This is a genomic window from Saccharopolyspora sp. NPDC047091 (assembly GCF_040643635.1).
Classification (GTDB): domain Bacteria; phylum Actinomycetota; class Actinomycetes; order Mycobacteriales; family Pseudonocardiaceae; genus Saccharopolyspora_C.
The window spans coordinates 1-15,291 of sequence record NZ_JBEYUS010000021.1 but is presented as its reverse complement, the minus strand read 5'-3'; the positions used below and the strand labels follow the sequence as shown (position 1 = coordinate 15,291).

The window sequence follows — 15,291 nt, the reverse complement described above, 5'->3', positions numbered from 1 at the left end:
GGGGGGACGCGCGGAGATCAGGCGGGCTTCTCGGCGGTCAGCAGGACGGAGCCGAACTCGTCGACGTCGACCATGTCGGCGGGGCTGAACTTCTTGTCCGCCTCCTCCTGGAACACCGGGTCGAGCTGGTCGTTGGCGGCGCTCATCTGCTGGAAGGTGGGGCGCACGCTCTGCTCGGTGATGTCGAGCAGCTCGGCGAAGCGCAGCCCGGCGCGGCGCAGCATCGGCAGGTAGTCGTCACCGTCGGCGAGGGTCATGATGAAGTCGCGCAGGCAGCGGTCCACGTGCTCCTGCTTGTCCGCGGGAATCGGGCCGCGGGCGAAGAAGTCGGTGAGCGTGAGCCTGCCGCCGGGCTTGAGGACGCGCTGGACCTCGCCGAGCACCTGCTCGCGGTCGGGCATGTGGAAGATCGACTCGATGGCGATGGCCGCGTCGAAGGAGTTGTCCGGGAACGGCAGGTTCATCGCGTCGGCGTGCTGGAACTCGACCTGCCCGGACAGGCCGGCGGCCCCGGCGAGCTCGGTGGCGCGGCTGATCTGGTCCCGGCTGATCGACACACCGGTGACGTGCGCGCCGGTGCGGCTGGCGATGCGGCTCGCGGGCTGGCCGAGCCCGCAGCCGACGTCGAGCACGCGGTGCCCGGCCTGCAGCCGCAGCCGCTCGGTCATCATGTCGGTGAGCCGGTCGGCGGCCTCCACCAGCGGCACCTCGGTGTCGTCGAGGTCCCAGAACCCGAGGTGCAGGCTGCCGCCGGCGCCTTCGGTGTCCAGGGCGGTGAGGCGGTCGTAGAGCAGCCCGACCTCTTCGGGGACGGACAGGGTGGCGTTCTGGGCGGACATGGTGGCCTTCCTTCTGTTCTCACTGGACCGGATCGGGTCGATGGCGTCCGCGCGATCGGCGGTGACCTGATGTCCGGAGGTCGTTGCTGTGCCGGGGGAACGAGTGTGCGTCGGTATCGGTTCTTCGCTGTGCCTGGGAAACGATTCCGAGTCGGTTGACGGCGCTGAGCCGGATGGACGGTGCTGAGTCGGGCGGGCGTTGCCGTGTCGGGTGAACGGTGCTGAGTCGGGCGGGCGTTGCCGTGTCGGGCGAACGTCGCTGTGTCGGGCGGGCGTTGCCGTGTCGGGCGAACGGTGCTGTGCCGGGGAATCTCCGCCGTACCGGGCAACGCGGCCGCGCCGGAGTTTCCTAGCCGCACCGGGGCGGACCACGCCGTGCCGGAGTCCGGGTGTCGCCGGTCCCGCAGCCGAAAACCGTTGCGGCGAAGGGAATCGCGGCTCGATCGACGCCTCACCCCTGCCCCGGAAACTACACCGGACGCGGATCGGAGTGGGGCGGTTGTGCGGATTCTGGCGGAAGCACTGGGGAATTCACTGGTCTTGATCTCCTGATCGGCTCAGTCGACGCGCACGAGGGTCTTGCCGGTGTTCTTCCCGCCGAGCATGTCCAGGAAGGCCTGCGGGGTGTTCTCCACGCCCTTCACCACGGTCTCCCGGCAACGCACGTCGCCGCGGGCGAGCCAGCCGCCCATCTCGGCGAGGAACCGGTCCTTGACGTGCTCGTAGTGGCCCACCAGGAATCCGCGCATCGTGATGCCCTTGCCGATGGCCTGCATCAGGTTCCGCGGCCCCACCACCTCCCCCTGCTCGTTGTACTGCGAGATGGCGCCGCACAGCGCGAACCGGGCGCCGGGTCTCGCCAGCAGCAGGGCGGCGTCGAGGTGGTCGCCGCCGACGTTGTCGAAGTAGACGTCGAACCCGTCCGGGGAAGCTTTGACCAGTTGCTGCCAGATCGGCCCGTCCCGGTAGTCGAAGGCGCGATCGAACCCGAGTTCTTCGGTCAGGTAGCGCACCTTCTCCGGTCCGCCCGCCGAGCCGATGACCTTGGCGGCGCCGCGCAGCTTCGCGATCTGCCCGACGATCGAGCCGACGGTGCCGGCCGCGCCGGAGACGAACACGGTGTCACCGGGCCGGAACTCGGCGGCTTCGAGCAGCCCCGCGTAGGCGGCGTGACCGGGCATGCCGAGCGCGCCCAGGTACGCCTCGGGCGGCGCGGCGCCGGTGTCGACCCGGGTGGCACCGGCGGCGCCGACGACGGCGTACTCCCGCCACCCGAGCCCGTGCAGCACCACGTCACCGGCCGACAGCTGCGGGGACCGGGAGACGAGGACTTCGCCGACGGCGCCGCCTTCGAGGGGTTTGCCGATCTGGAACGGCGGCACGTAGGTGCGCACGTTGTTCATCCGCCCCCGCATGTACGGGTCGACGCTGAGCACCAGGTTGCGCACCAGCACCTGGCCGGGCCCGACCTCGGGCAGCTCGGCGCGGGCGACGGTGAAGTTCTCCGGGGTCGGCGCCCCGTCGGGCCGGGAGGCCAGCCGGATCTCGGTTCCCGTGGTCGGGACGGTCATCAGGTCCTCCTCGTGTCAGCCGACGGCGGCGGGTTCGGGGCGCGGGCCGAGGGTGGCCTGCCAGTGCTCGACGGCGGCGCCGATGGTGTCGACGGCGCCGTCCAGCAGCAGGCGGCCGATCTCGTCGACGTGGCGGTGCCGCCACTCGTGCAGGGCGGTGCCCCGCACCCAGTCGTTGAAGGCGCCGAGCGCGGGTCCGGTGTGCACCTGGCGGTTCACCTTGTCGTGCTCGTCGCCGCTCATCGCGAGCTTGGTGCTGTAGTGGAAGTACCAGCGGAACAGCTGCGCCAGCTTCAGCTTCGGCTGCCGCTCCGCCTGCTCGATCTGCGCGTCGCGGCCGCGGGAGCGCAGGTAGGCGCACACCTCGTCCCACACCTCCTCCGCGCTGCGGCGGAAGTAGGTGCGTTCGATGAGCTCCCTGGTGCGTCGCGGGATCTGCTCCCAGCCGTCGTAGTGCGCGTGCAGCGCGAACAGCTTGTTCGCCCGCGTCGGGAAGAACACTCCCTTGCGCAGCACCTGCACCTGGGCGCCCATCTCGAACATGTCGCCCGCCGGGGCGTAGCCGGTGTCGTCGACGCCGATGTCCTGCAGCACGTCCTTCACCGGCGCGCTCATCGCCGATTCGGCTGTGCACTGGTTGATCGAGCCGGTGAGCACGTAGTCGGCGCCGAGCAGGAACGCCGCGGCCACCGCGGACGGGGTGCCGATGCCACCGGCGAGCCCGAGGCAGATCGGTTCCGCGTAGCCGTGGTCCCGCACCGCGCGCTGCCGCAGCTGCAGCATCGCGGGCATCAGCACCGCCGCGATGCCGCCGTCGGTGTGCCCGCCGGAGTCGGCTTCGACGGTGAGGTCGTGGCTCATCGGTACCTGGGCCGCCAGCCGCACCTGCTCGTCGGTGAGGGCGCCCTCCGCGCGCAGATCGTCCAAGATGGACCGCGGGGGCGGCGCCAGGAACTCGGCGGCGATCTCGGGGCGGGACACCTTCGCGAGGATCCGGTGCTCGCACACCGGTTTCCCGTCCGGACCGGCGCGCAGCCCGCTCGCGCGGAACCGCACCAGCGCCGGGGTGATGCGGACGAACGCGGAGGCCTCGACGGTGCGCACGCCGAGCCGCAGCAGCAGTTCCACCTGGTCGCGTTCGGCGGCCGGGTCATCGTGGTCGGCCAGCAGGTTCACCCCGTAGGCCCGGCCGCCGGGCAGGCCGCGCTGGATCTCGCGGACGCCGCGCTCGACCTCGCCGGGCGGGAGCCCGCCGGTGCCGAACACGCCGAGCATGCCGGCGCGGCCGAAGCGCACCACCATCTCCGGGGAGGCGACCCCGCGGTACAGCCCGCCACCGGCGTACGCGTAGCGCAGTCCGTGGCGGCGGCGGAACACCTCGCTGCCGAGGTGGGTGGCCCGCTCGTCGGCGGTGGGGAGCCCGGTCGGCACCGCCGGCGGTGCGGAACTCCCGTCGACCGGACCGGTTCGCTCCGGAGCGCGGGTGCGCGCCGGTTCCGGGCTCGGTGCCGGTTCCGGACGCGGGGCGGTTTCGGCCACGGGTTCCGGACGGGATGCCGGTTCCGGTCGCAGCGCCGGTTCGGCCCCCGATCCCGGACGCGGTCCCGGGTCGGCCACGGCTTGCGGTCGCGATCCCACATCGGACACCGGTTCCGGACGCGATACCGGTTCGGACACCGCTTCCGGTCGCGGTGCCGGTTCCGGCCTCGGGACGGTTTCGGCCACCGGTTCCGGTCGCGGCGCGGCGCGGATCTGCTCGACGAGCTTGCCGACGACGCGCCCACCGAGCTCCACGAACTCGGTGACGCCCGCGTCGAGCAGGTGCCGCACGCCCTCGGTCCAGCGCACCGGGCTGACCACCTGCTCGGCCAGCAGCCGCGCGGTCTCCCCCGGCGGGTACGGCAGCGCGGTGGCGTTCGCGATCACCGGCACCCGCGGGTCGCCGAGCCGGAATTCCGCCAGGTACCGGGAGAACTCGTCCTTCGCGGCCGCCATCAGCGGCGAGTGGAACGCGCCGGAGACGTTCAACCGGGCGCAGCGGACCTCGCGGGCCTCCAGGTACGGCACCAGTTCGCCGACCACCTCGACGGCGCCGGAGACGACCTGCTGCGCGGGCGCGTTGTCGTTGGCCACCACCAGCGATCCGAACCCGCCCTCGTCCAGCAGCTCCCGCAGCCGCGGCGGCTCCAGGCCGAGCACGGCGACCATGCCGCCGCCGCGGGTCTGCGCCATCAGCTCGCCCCGGCGCCGCACCAGCCGCAGCCCGGTGGCGAAGTCGAAGGCGCCCGCCGCGTGCAGCGCGCAGTACTCGCCGAGGCTGTGCCCGGCGTACCGGTCGGCCGCGCCGCCGTCCTCGCGCCACCGGCGGTGCGCCAGGGTGCCGACGACGTACAGCGCGGGTTGCGTGCAGCGGGTGTCGCCGAGCTCCTTGTCCGGGTCCTCCAGGCACAACCGCCGGATCGAGCGGCCGAGGATCTCGGAGGCCTCCTGTTCGGCGTCCGGGTAGGCGTCGAACAGCTCCGCGCCCATGCCGCGCCGCTGCGCGCCCTGCCCGGGGAAGATCACCGCCCGCATCTCAGCGGTCCCCTTCCGGGCCGTACAGCCGGTCGCAGAGCCGCATCAGCTTCTCCAGCGAGGCCGGTGCGGTCATCACCTCGGAGTGCATCGAGGTGTCCACGTCGATGGTGAAGAAGTCGTCCATCCGTTCCGGCCAGCCCAGCCAGTAGTCCGTTCCGTCCACTGTGGTCAGTTCGTCGTTGGGGAACAGCACCATGTAGTCGCGGAAGGCGCCGAAGAACTCGCGGCTGTTGTTGCGCAGGTAGTAGCAGCTCAGCCCGTCCGGCTTCGGCAGCGGGTGCAGCTCGTAGCGCTCCGCCTGGGTGGCCTCCAGGTAGCGGGACAGCTGCCGGACGCGGGACCGCAGCTGCGACTCGGTCTTCTTCACGCCGCGCTCCAGCGCCTTCGCGATCAGCGAGTCCAGGAACGCCGGGCCGTCGAGCGCGGTGTCCACCTCGTCGCGGCGCAGGATCGGCATCCCGCCGCTGTGCGACTCGAAGCTGTTGTTGCCGAGGATCAGGTTGACCGCGCGGAAATCGCTGACCTTCCCCACCACCTCGGGGCTGAAGTCGCCCCCGACGATGATCTCGTTGGCCCGGTTGGTGGACTCCGCGTCGAGGGTGTCCAGCATGACCAGCGTGCGCACCTCGGCACCGCGCAGCTGCAGCTGCCGCACCACCTCGTAGGCGAACAGGCCGCCGAGGGAGAAACCGCCGATGTCGTACGGCCCCTCGGGCTGCACCGACAGGATCAGGCCCGCGTAGAACTCGGCCATCGCGATCTGCCCGGTGAGGATCTCCGTGTCATCGATCCACCCCTTCGGCTGGATGCCGTAGAAGGGGCGCCGGGCGCGGGCGGCGACCGGGGCGTAGGACTCGACGCCGCCGTTGCCGTGGTGCACCCAGAAGATCGGGCGGCCCTCGGTGACGCCGTTCATCCGGACGAGTTCGGGGAAATCGGTCGCCGGGACCGCTTCGGTGCGCGGGGCCGGGATCACCGGTGCGGGCGCGGCCACCGGCGGCTCCACCGCGGCTCCGGGTTCCGGCCGCGCGCCGGTGGCGGCGGCGATCGCGGCGGTGACGTCGTCGAGGGTCTCGCAGTCGGCGATGACGTCGAGGGTGAGGTCGGCGTCGATGTGCGTCTGCGCCTGGGTGAGGAACTGCATCATGAAGATCGAGTCGAAGCCGTAGTCCTGCAGCGGGGCGTCCGTCGGCAGTTCCGCGGGATCGATCTCCAGCAGCGCGGCCATCAGGTCGGTGACGACGGGTGCCAGGTCGGCCGCCGTGGCACCGGAATCCGCGTCCGGCGCGGGGGCGGGCTCGGCGTCCGCCTCGGGCGCGACGGTCCGCGCGCCGGGCTCGGCGGGCTGGGACTCGGTGGGCTGGGGCTCGGGGGGCTGGGACTCGGCGGGCTGGGACACAGCTGGCTCGGGCTCGGCCGGGTCGCCGGGCGCGAACCGCTCCCGCAGCCGCGCGAGGTCCCCGTCCAGGGCGATGACCTGCGGCACCCGCGCGGCCCACGCGCGGTGCAGCGCGTCGATGCCGACCCGGGCTCGCATCGGCCGCATGCCGACCGATTCGAGCAGCGACACCGTGGAGGCGTCCCCGCCCATGCCGCCCTTGTCCCACAGCGGCCAGTTCACCACCAGCGTCCGCCCGGACCGCTCGCCGCCGGCCACCAGGGACTCGCGGTGCGCGGCGTACCCGTCCATGAAGGCGTTCGCCGCGGCGTAGTCGGCCTGGCCGACGTTGCCGAACGCGGCCATCGACGAGTAGCCGATGAAGCAGTCCAGCGCGGAGTGCGCCGTGGCCTCGTCGAGGTGGCGCAGCCCGGTGACCTTCGCGGCGAACACGTCGCGCACGTCGGCGGCGGACTTGCGGGCCAGGAACCCGTCCCGTAGCACCCCGGCGGCGTGCAGCACGCCGTGCAGCGCGCCGTGCTGGGCTTCGACCTCGCGCACCGCCTGGAACACCGCGTCCCGGTCGGCGACGTCGAGGGCGCGGTAGTCGGCCTTCGCCCCGGCCGCGCGCAGCCGCGCCAGCAGGTCCTCCTGGTCGGGTCCGGCGCCGCTGCGGCCGCAGAGCACCAGCGCCGGGGACTGCACCCGCTCGGCGATCTCCTCGGCGACCAGCGCACCCAGCCCACCGGCACCACCGGTGATCAGGTAGACGCCGCCGTCGCGCCACGGCAGTTCCGGTGCGGGTTCGGGGATCACCCGCCACTGCGAGGTGCGCCGGTCGCCGTCGCGGTGGCGCACCGCCTGCTGCTCGGCGTCGGCGGCGTCGCGGCGCAGCCGGTCGGCGAGGTCGGCGGTGCCGGGGCGGTCGTCGAGTTCGATCCACTGGGTGCGCAGCTTCGGGTGCTCCAGCTGCGCGGTGCGCAGCATCCCGCTGAGCCCGCCGAGCCACGGCGCGTCGGCGGGCGTGACCACCTGGATCAGCCGCGGCGCCGGCTGGCGGGCCTGGTCCCGGACCAGTTCCAGCAAGCGCTGCGCGTACCCGGTGTAGCGGTCCTCGATGCCGCCGGTGCCCTGCCAGTGCTCGCAGCCGCCGCCGAGCAGCCCGCCGAGCGCGGTGGCGTCGACGTCGGGGAGCTCGCAGAGCACCACGTGGTGGTTGAGCTGCTCGGGCGCGTCCGCGGGCGCGGGGGCGCTCCGCCAGGCGGGTTCGAGCAGCAGCGCGGTGTCGGCGGTCTCCGCGGCACGCCCGGCTTCCGCAGGCCGCACGGCTTCCGCAGGCCGCCCGGCTTCTGAGGTCCGCTCGGCTTCCGGGGTCCGCTCGGTTTCCGCGAGCGGCGCGGGCGTGCCCGCGGCGCCCTGCTGCGGCCGGGTGCTGAAGCCCAGCACGCGCACCCGCACCGCGCCGTCCTCGTCGCACAGGTCCACGTCGAGCCGCCGCACCCCGGAGTCGCGGCGGTCGTCGGCGGCGCGGCGCACCACCGCCCACCCGGAGCTCGGGGTGTGGCCGAGCAGCTGCACCTCGCGCACCGCGAACGGCAGCGCCGCCGCGCCCGGCTCCCCGCTCTGCTCGCCGAGGACGAGGCCGAGGGTGGTCTGCAGCGCCCCGTCCAGCATGCTCGGGTTCAGCGGGAACGAGCCGGTGGCGGCCGCGGGCAGCCGCAGCCGGGCCACGGCGAGGTCCTCGCCGCGGTGCAGCTCCTCGATGGGCTGGAACGCGGGGCCGTAGCCCATGCCCATCCGGTCGAACAGCGCGTAGATCTCCGCGCCGTCGTGCCGGGCGGGGCAGATCGCGCGCAGCGCTTCGACGTCGTGCACCTCGGCGTCACCGGTCAGCGCGGGGTCGACGAGCGCGGTGCCCTGGGCGTGCACGGCGCCGGATTCGTCGGCGCGCACCTCGAACCGGTCGGTCGCCGGGTCCAGTTCGACGCGCACCGAACGCGGGTCGGTGACGGTGAGCGGCCGCAGCCAGGTCACGTCCCGCAGCCGGACGCCCCGGTCGGCGCCGACGGCGTCGCGGGCGAATTCGAGGTGGGCGGCGCCGGGCAGGGTGGGCGTGCCCCCGACCCGGTGGTCGCGCAGGTAGAAGTCCTCGGCGTGCAGCTCCCGGCGGTACGGCTCACCGGATTTCCGCGGTGCCGCTGCGGATTTCGGTGCGGCGGCGAATTTCGGTGCCGCGGCGGGTTCCGGCGCGGCCTCCGCCTGCGCGACCGGATCGCCCGCCCTGTCGGCGATCCAGTAGCGCTGCAAGCGGAACGGGTAGGTCGGCAGCGGCAGCCGCCGCATCGGCCTGCCCGCGTAGAGCCGCCGCCAGTCGAAGTCGAAGCCGGTGACCCACAGCTTCAGCAGCCGCCCCAGCTTGCCCTTCGCGATCCAGCTGTCGATGGCGACCGCGATGTCGTCGTCGCCGACGAGCTCGCCCCACGGGCCGCGGCGTTCGGCGCGCGCCCGGTGCAGGCCGTGCGCCTTCTCCCCGGCGAGGTGGGTCGCCAGCTGCTCGCGCACCTCCGCGAGCGAGTGCGCCAGGAACGCGATGCGCTCCGGCATCGCCACCCGGCCCACCTGCAGCGTGTAGGCGAGGTCCGGTAGGTCCTGCTCGGCGACCCGGCCCGAGTCGAGGTGTTCGGCGAGGCGGTGCACCCGCGCGTCGAGGGTCTCCGGGGTGGCGGCGGAGAGCACGATCGCCACCGGACCGGCCGCGGGAGCGGACCGCTCGGTGCGCGGCGCGTACTCCTCCAGCACGACGTGCGCGTTGACGCCGCCGAAGCCGAACGAGCTCACCCCGGCGCGGCGCGGCAGCTCCCGGCCGTCGGTGCCGTGCGGCGCCGCCCACTCCTGGTTCTCCCGCACCAGGTGGAACGGGCTGCCGTCGAGGTCGATGAACGGGTTGACCTGCTCGGCGTGCAGGCTGCGCACCAGGGTGCGGTGGCGCAGCTGCAGCAGCACCTTCAGCACCCCGGCGACCCCGGCGGCCAGTTCCAGGTGCCCGATGTTCGTCTTCACCGAGCCGAGGCCGCAGTGCGCGCCGGTGACCGGGTCGCCCGCGTAGAGCTCGGTGAAGGCGGCCTTGAGCCCGTTGATCTCGATGGGGTCGCCGAGCTCGGTGCCGGTGCCGTGCGCCTCGATGTAGCCGACGGTCCGCGGATCGATGCCGGCCTTCGCGTAGGCACGGCGGATCACCGCGGCCTGCGCCTTCGGGTTCGGCGAGGTCAGCGAGTTCGCCCGGCCGCCGTGGTTCTCGGCGGTGGAGCGCACCAGGCCGTGCACGTGGTCGCCGTCGCGCTCGGCCGCGGACAGCCGCTTGAGCACCAGCATCCCGACGCCCTCACCGCGGCTGTAGCCGTCGGCCGCGGCGGAGAACGTCTTGCAGCGCCCGTCCTCGCTGAGCATCCCGGAGCGGCTGAAGCTCACGTGCCCGTCCGGCACCACGATGGTGTTGATGCCGCCGACGACGGCCATCGCGCACTCGCCGCGCTCGATAGCGGCGACGCCGCGGTGGATGGCGACGAGCGAGCTGGAGCAGGCGGTCTCCACCGGTTCGCTCGGCCCGTGCACGTCGAGGAAGTAGCTCATCCGGTTCGGCCCGACCGAGGGCACGCTGCCGGTGGGGGTGACGCTGCGCCCGCGGGCGGCGCTGCGGTCGGACAGCAGCCCGTAGCCGGTGTCGTTGGTGCCGACGAACAGGCCCAGGTCGGATCCGGCGAGGTCGTCGGCCGAGTACCCGGCGTCCTCGATGGCCTTCCACACGTACAGCATCAGCAACCGCTGCTGCGGATCCATGTGCACCGCGTCCTTGGGGGCGATGCCGAAGAACAGCGGGTCGAAGTCGGCGACGCCGTCCATGAAGCCGCCGTGCTTGACGTTGGTGCGACCCGGTTCCTGCCGCGGGTCGCCCCAGTAGGCGCGCCAATCCCAGCGGTCGGCGGGGACCTCGCCGATGCAGTCGCGGCCGTCGCGCAGGTTCGCCCAGTACTCGTCGAGGTCGTCGGCCTGCGGGAAGCGGCCGCTGATGCCGACGATCGCGATCGGGTCGTCGGCCGGAGCGGGCCCGGCCGGGACGGCCGACCGGGGCGGTGCGGCGGGTTCGGTCCCTGCCGTGGGTTCCGGTGGTGGCGGTGCGGAGTGCGGGACCGGTCGCTCCGGCGCGGCGACCGGAGCCGGGTCGGCCTGAGCTGCGGCGGCCGGGGCCAGGGCCGCCGGAACCTGCTGTGCCGCAACGGGTTCCGGCGTGCCGAACGCGGCGGCCAGCTGCGGTCCGTGCTCGGCGGCGACGAAGGCGCTGAACGCGCGCAGCGTCGGGTGCTCGAACAGCACCGTCGGGACCAGGTCCAGGCCCAGCGCCTCGTTCACCATGTTCACCAGCTGGCTGATGATCAGGGAGTCGAGGCCGTACTCGCTGAGCTCCACGTCCACGTCGAGGTCGGTGGGGTCGACCTTGAGCAGGCCGCAGACCTTCGCCACCACGACCTCGCACACCTGCTCGGCGAGGTCGTCGGGGTCCGGGGCGCCGGCGGTGCTCGGGGTCTCCGCGGTGTGCTGGGGGCCTGCGGTGTGCTGTGCACCCGCGGTGTTCCGGGTGTTTGCGGTGTTCTGGGTGCCTGCGGCGTTCCGGGCTGCCGCGGTGGCCGGGATCGCGGGTTCGCCTCGCTGCCAGGCCCGCAGCAGGCGCAGCGCCTCGTCCTGCCCGACCCGGCCCTCGCTGATCAGCAGGTGCAGTTCGTCCAGCGATTCGATCGGGGTGCTCATGCGAGGCTCCTCTTGAACTCGTCGGCGCTCAGCGAACGCCTGCCGATGGCTTCGATCAGGTCCAGCAGGTGCGCGTCGTCGTCCTGAGGCGCCTCCGGGGTGCCGATGTCCGGGCTGCCGGCGTCCGGGCTGCCGGCGTCCAGGGCGCCGACGTCCGGGGTGCCGGAGTCCAGGTTCGCGGCGCCGACCCGGCGGACGCTGAAGCCGCGCAGCCGCACGCAGACCTCGCCGTCGTCGTCGCACACGTCGAGGTCGATGCGGCGGACCTCGCCGCCGTGGTCGTCCTCGGCGAACCGGGCCACTGCCCACCCGGTCTCCGGCGTGGGCCGCAGCACCGCCAGCTCCCGCAGCGCGTAGGGCAGCGCGGCGCCGGCCGCGTCGCCCTGGTCGAGGAACAGCCCGGCGGTGGCCTGCAGCGCGCAGTCGAGCAGGCTCGGGTTGAGCACGAACTCGGCGTCGCGCGCCGCGGCGGGCAGCACCAGCCGGGCGACCGCGCGGCGGGACCCGGTGTGCAGGGTCTCCAGGGCGCGCAGCGCCGGGCCGTAGTCCATGCCGAACCCGGTGTAGCGCGCGTAGCAGGCGTCGGCGTCGAGCACCGGCCCGTCGCACTCCGCGCGCAACGCCGCCAGGTCCAGCCGCTCCGCCGGGGCCTGCGCGGGCCGCCGGAGCTGGCCGCGGGCGAACGCGGTGCGCCCCCCCGCCTCGTCGGCGTACACCTCGTAGTCGACGCCGTCGTCGGCGCGGGCGGTGAGCTCGACGTGCACCTCGGTGTCGTCCCGGACGGTCAGCGGCCGCAGCCAGGACGCGAGCCGGACCGTCCAGCCCAGCTCGTCGCCGGTGGAGCGGGCCGCGGCGGCGCGGGCCATCTCCAGGTGCGCCACCGCGGGCAGCACCGGCACCGCGGACCCGGCGGCAGCGGCGGCGTCGGTGCCGGGACGCCAACCGGACACCACCGACATCACCCGGTCGCGGACGCGGTGGTCGTCGAGGAAGAACTCGCGGCCGGTGAAGCGCGCGGTGTAGCGGTGTTCGGCGAGGCCGGAGGTGTTGGCGTGCACCAGCGGGTGCAGCCGCTGCGGAGTTCCGGCGGCGGGCCGGGTGGTGTCCACCCAGTAGCGCCGCAGCCGGAACGGGTAGGTCGGCAGCGGGGTCCGGCCCGGCCGCGGCCCGGTGTGCAGCCGCGCCCAGTCGACCTCGGCGCCCTCGGTCCACAGCCGCGCCAGCCGGTCCAGGTCCACTTCGGACATCGTCGCGAGGTCACCGGTGCCCGCGGGCACCTCGGGCGGCTCCGCACCGCGCACCACCTGTCCGATGTAGACGTTCGGGCGCTGTTCTCCGCGCAGCCAAGCGGAGATCCCGTCGCGGAGCTCGGCGACGGTGCTCGCCAGCACCGCCAGCCGCTCCCGCATCGGGGTGCGCCCGGTCTGCGAGGTGAACGCGATCGACGGCAGTTCCGCATCGGTGCGCCCGTCCAGCGCGGCCAGCCAGTCGGCGGCGTAGCGGCGCAGCACCTCGGGATGGCTCGCGGAGAGCACCACCGGCAGCGGGCCGGTCGGCGGCTGCTGGGCGGTGGACCGCGGCACGTACTCCTCCAGCACCACGTGCGTGTTCACGCCGCCGAAGCCGAACGAGCTGACCCCCGCGCGGCGCGGGAGCTCACGGCCCTCGGCGTCGCGCCGGGCGACCCAGTCCTGCCCTTCCCGAACCAGGTAGAACGGGCTGCCTTCCAGGTCCACGTACGGGTTGACCTCGGCGCAGCGCACGCCCTGCACGAGCCTGCGGTGGCGCAGCTGCAGCAGCACCTTGATCACGCCGGCGGCGCCCGCCGCGAGCTCCAGGTGCCCGATGTTCGTCTTCACCGAACCGACGCCGCAGTGCGCTTCGGCGACCTCGGCACCCGCGTCGGCGTAGAGCCGGCGGAAGGCGGCTTTCAGCCCGTTCACCTCGACCGGGTCGCCGAGCTTGGTGCCGGTGCCGTGCGCCTCCACGTAGCCGACGGTGCGCGGGTCGATTCCGGCCTCCGTGTAAGCCTCGCGCAGCAGGGCGGCCTGCGCCTTCGGGTTCGGCGCGGTGAGCGAGTTGCCGCGGCCGCCGTGGTTCTCCGCGGTCGCCCGGATCAGCCCGTGGACGTGGTCGCCGTCCCGCTCGGCGTCGGAGAGCCGCTTGAGCACCAGGAACCCGACGCCCTCCCCGCGGGCGTAGCCGTCGGCGTCCGCCCCGAAGGTCTTGCACTTGCCGTCGGGGCTGAGCATCCCGGCCTTGGAGATGCTGATGTGCCCGTCGATGCTGACCATCGTGTTCACGCCGCCCGCGATGGCCAGCGCGGACTTCCCGTCGCGCAGCGCCTGCACCGCGCGGTGCAGGGCGACGAGCGCGCTGGAGCAGGCGGTGTCCACCGGCTCGCTCGGCCCGTTCAGGTCCAGGAAGTAGCTCATCCGGTTCGGCCCCATCGAGGGCGCCGCGCCGGTGATGTCGTAGCCCTCGATCATCGGCTGGTACCGGGTGACCAGCGTGCTGTAACCGGTGCTGGTGGTGCCAGCGATCAGCGCGGTGTCGGTGCCCGCGACGTCCGCGGCCGAATATCCGGCGTCCTCCAGCGCCTTCCACACGTGCAGCATCAGCAGGCGCTGCTGCGGGTCCATCAGCTCGGCTTCCTTCGGCGAGATGTCGAAGAAGAACGGGTCGAAGTCGCCGACCCCGTTCATGAAGCCGCCCGCGATGACGTCGGTGCTGTTCGGGTCCTTGATCGGGTCGCCGTAGTGCTCTCGCCAGTCCCAGCGGTCGGCGGGGACCTCGGCGGTGCAGTCGCGGCCGTCGCGCAGGTTCTCCCAGTACTGGTCGATGTCGTCGGCCATCGGGAACCGGCCGCTCATGCCGATGACGGCGATCGGTTCGGGCACCGGGCTCGCGGTGGCGGCGGGTTCGGCTGCGGGTACGGCTGCGGGCTCGGGTTCGGGTGCGGGCGCCGGTTCCGGGGCGGGCGCGACCGGCTGCACGGCGTGTTCGGCGAGCAGGTGGTCGGCGACCTCGCCGAGCGTGGGGTGCTCGAAGAACAGCGTCGGGGCGAGCGACAGGCCGTAGGCGGCGTTGAGCTCGTCGGCGAACCCGGTGAGCGTGAGCGAGTCGAAGCCGAAGCGGGTGAGCTCGGCGTCGGCCGTGATCCGCTTCGCGGGCACGTCCAGCAGCGCCGCGACCCGGCCGATCAGCTCCTTGATCAGCGCCTTGCGGCCGGATCCGCCCGCGGTGGCCGGGGGTTCGGCCTCCTGCGGGGCGGGTGGGTTCAGCGAGCCGAACTCGTGGTCTTCGAGGAGGTGATCCACGACCTCTCCCAGGGTTGGATGTTCGATGAAGGACTTGGGGGCGACGGTGCCGCCGAGCGCGGCCTCGACGCGGCCGGCGAGCGCGGTCAGCGACACCCGGTCGAAGCCGTAGTCGGCGAGTTCCACGTCCGGGTCCAGCTCGTCGGCGCGCACGCCCAGCACCGCCGCGGCGTGCTCCAGCAGGTCGGTGAGGAGGCTTGCGCGGTCCGCTTTCCCCTGCACCGCAGCGGATTCCGGGCTGGCGGACCGGGTCGAGCCGGACGTCCGCCGCGCGCCGGCGAGCAGGGTGGCGTCGATGCGGGCGCGGTCGCCGCAGATCGCCAGCACGTGCGGTTCGCCGCTGCCCCACGCCCGGTGCAGCGCGGTCGCGCCCTGCTCGGGGTGCATCGGGACCATGCCGACCTCGGCGCGCATCCGGGCCGCGGTGGCGTCGTCCACGGCCATGCCGCCGCCGGACCACAGCGGCCAGCCGACCACCAGGCTCCGGCCGCGCCGCAGCCCACGGGCCCGCAGCTCCTCGCGATGCCCGGCGTAGGCGTCCAGGAACGCGTTGGCGGCCGCGTAGTCGCCCTGCCCGGCGTTGCCGAACGCGGACAGCGAGGAGAACCCGCAGAACACCTCCAGGTCCACCTCGGCGGTGGCGGCGTCCAGGTTCGCGAACCCGGTGGCCTTGGCGGCGAGCACCTCGCGGACCTCGGCGGGGTCCTTCCGCGCGAGGTAGCCGTCGTGCAGGACACCGGCCAGGTGCTCAACGTGGCCACGTGCGGTTCTTCCCAGAACGAACGGAAGTCAGCGCTCGCGGT

The 15,291-nt window shown here is 73.6% G+C and carries 5 protein-coding genes; all 5 read right to left on the bottom strand.

Annotated elements, in window-relative coordinates; genetic code table 11:
* Positions 1-17: 17 nt before the first annotated feature.
* The 5 genes from ABZ805_RS12010 to ABZ805_RS11990 all read right to left on the bottom strand — a co-directional run bounded on the left by ABZ805_RS12010 (position 18) and on the right by ABZ805_RS11990 (position 15,232).
* Positions 18-839 (bottom strand): methyltransferase domain-containing protein, encoded by an 822-nt coding sequence (locus ABZ805_RS12010; RefSeq protein ID WP_358438129.1) that lies wholly within the window; start codon positions 837-839, stop codon positions 18-20.
* A 557-nt stretch (positions 840-1,396) separates the two neighbouring features.
* A complete protein-coding gene (locus tag ABZ805_RS12005; protein WP_358438126.1) occupies positions 1,397-2,410 on the bottom strand; it encodes an NADP-dependent oxidoreductase in 1,014 nt (337 codons plus the stop codon).
* A 15-nt stretch (positions 2,411-2,425) separates the two neighbouring features.
* Entirely contained in the window at positions 2,426-4,984 is a 2,559-nt protein-coding gene (locus ABZ805_RS12000; RefSeq protein ID WP_358438123.1) for a PfaD family polyunsaturated fatty acid/polyketide biosynthesis protein, read from the bottom strand.
* 1 nt (position 4,985) lies between these two features.
* Complete coding sequence (locus tag ABZ805_RS11995) at positions 4,986-11,168, bottom strand: SDR family NAD(P)-dependent oxidoreductase (protein WP_358438120.1); 6,183 nt, start codon at positions 11,166-11,168, stop codon at positions 4,986-4,988.
* A complete protein-coding gene (locus tag ABZ805_RS11990) occupies positions 11,165-15,232 on the bottom strand; it encodes a beta-ketoacyl synthase N-terminal-like domain-containing protein (RefSeq protein ID WP_358438289.1) in 4,068 nt (1,355 codons plus the stop codon). Before ABZ805_RS11990 ends, ABZ805_RS11995 begins: the two co-directional genes overlap by 4 nt.
* Positions 15,233-15,291: the final 59 nt, after the last annotated feature.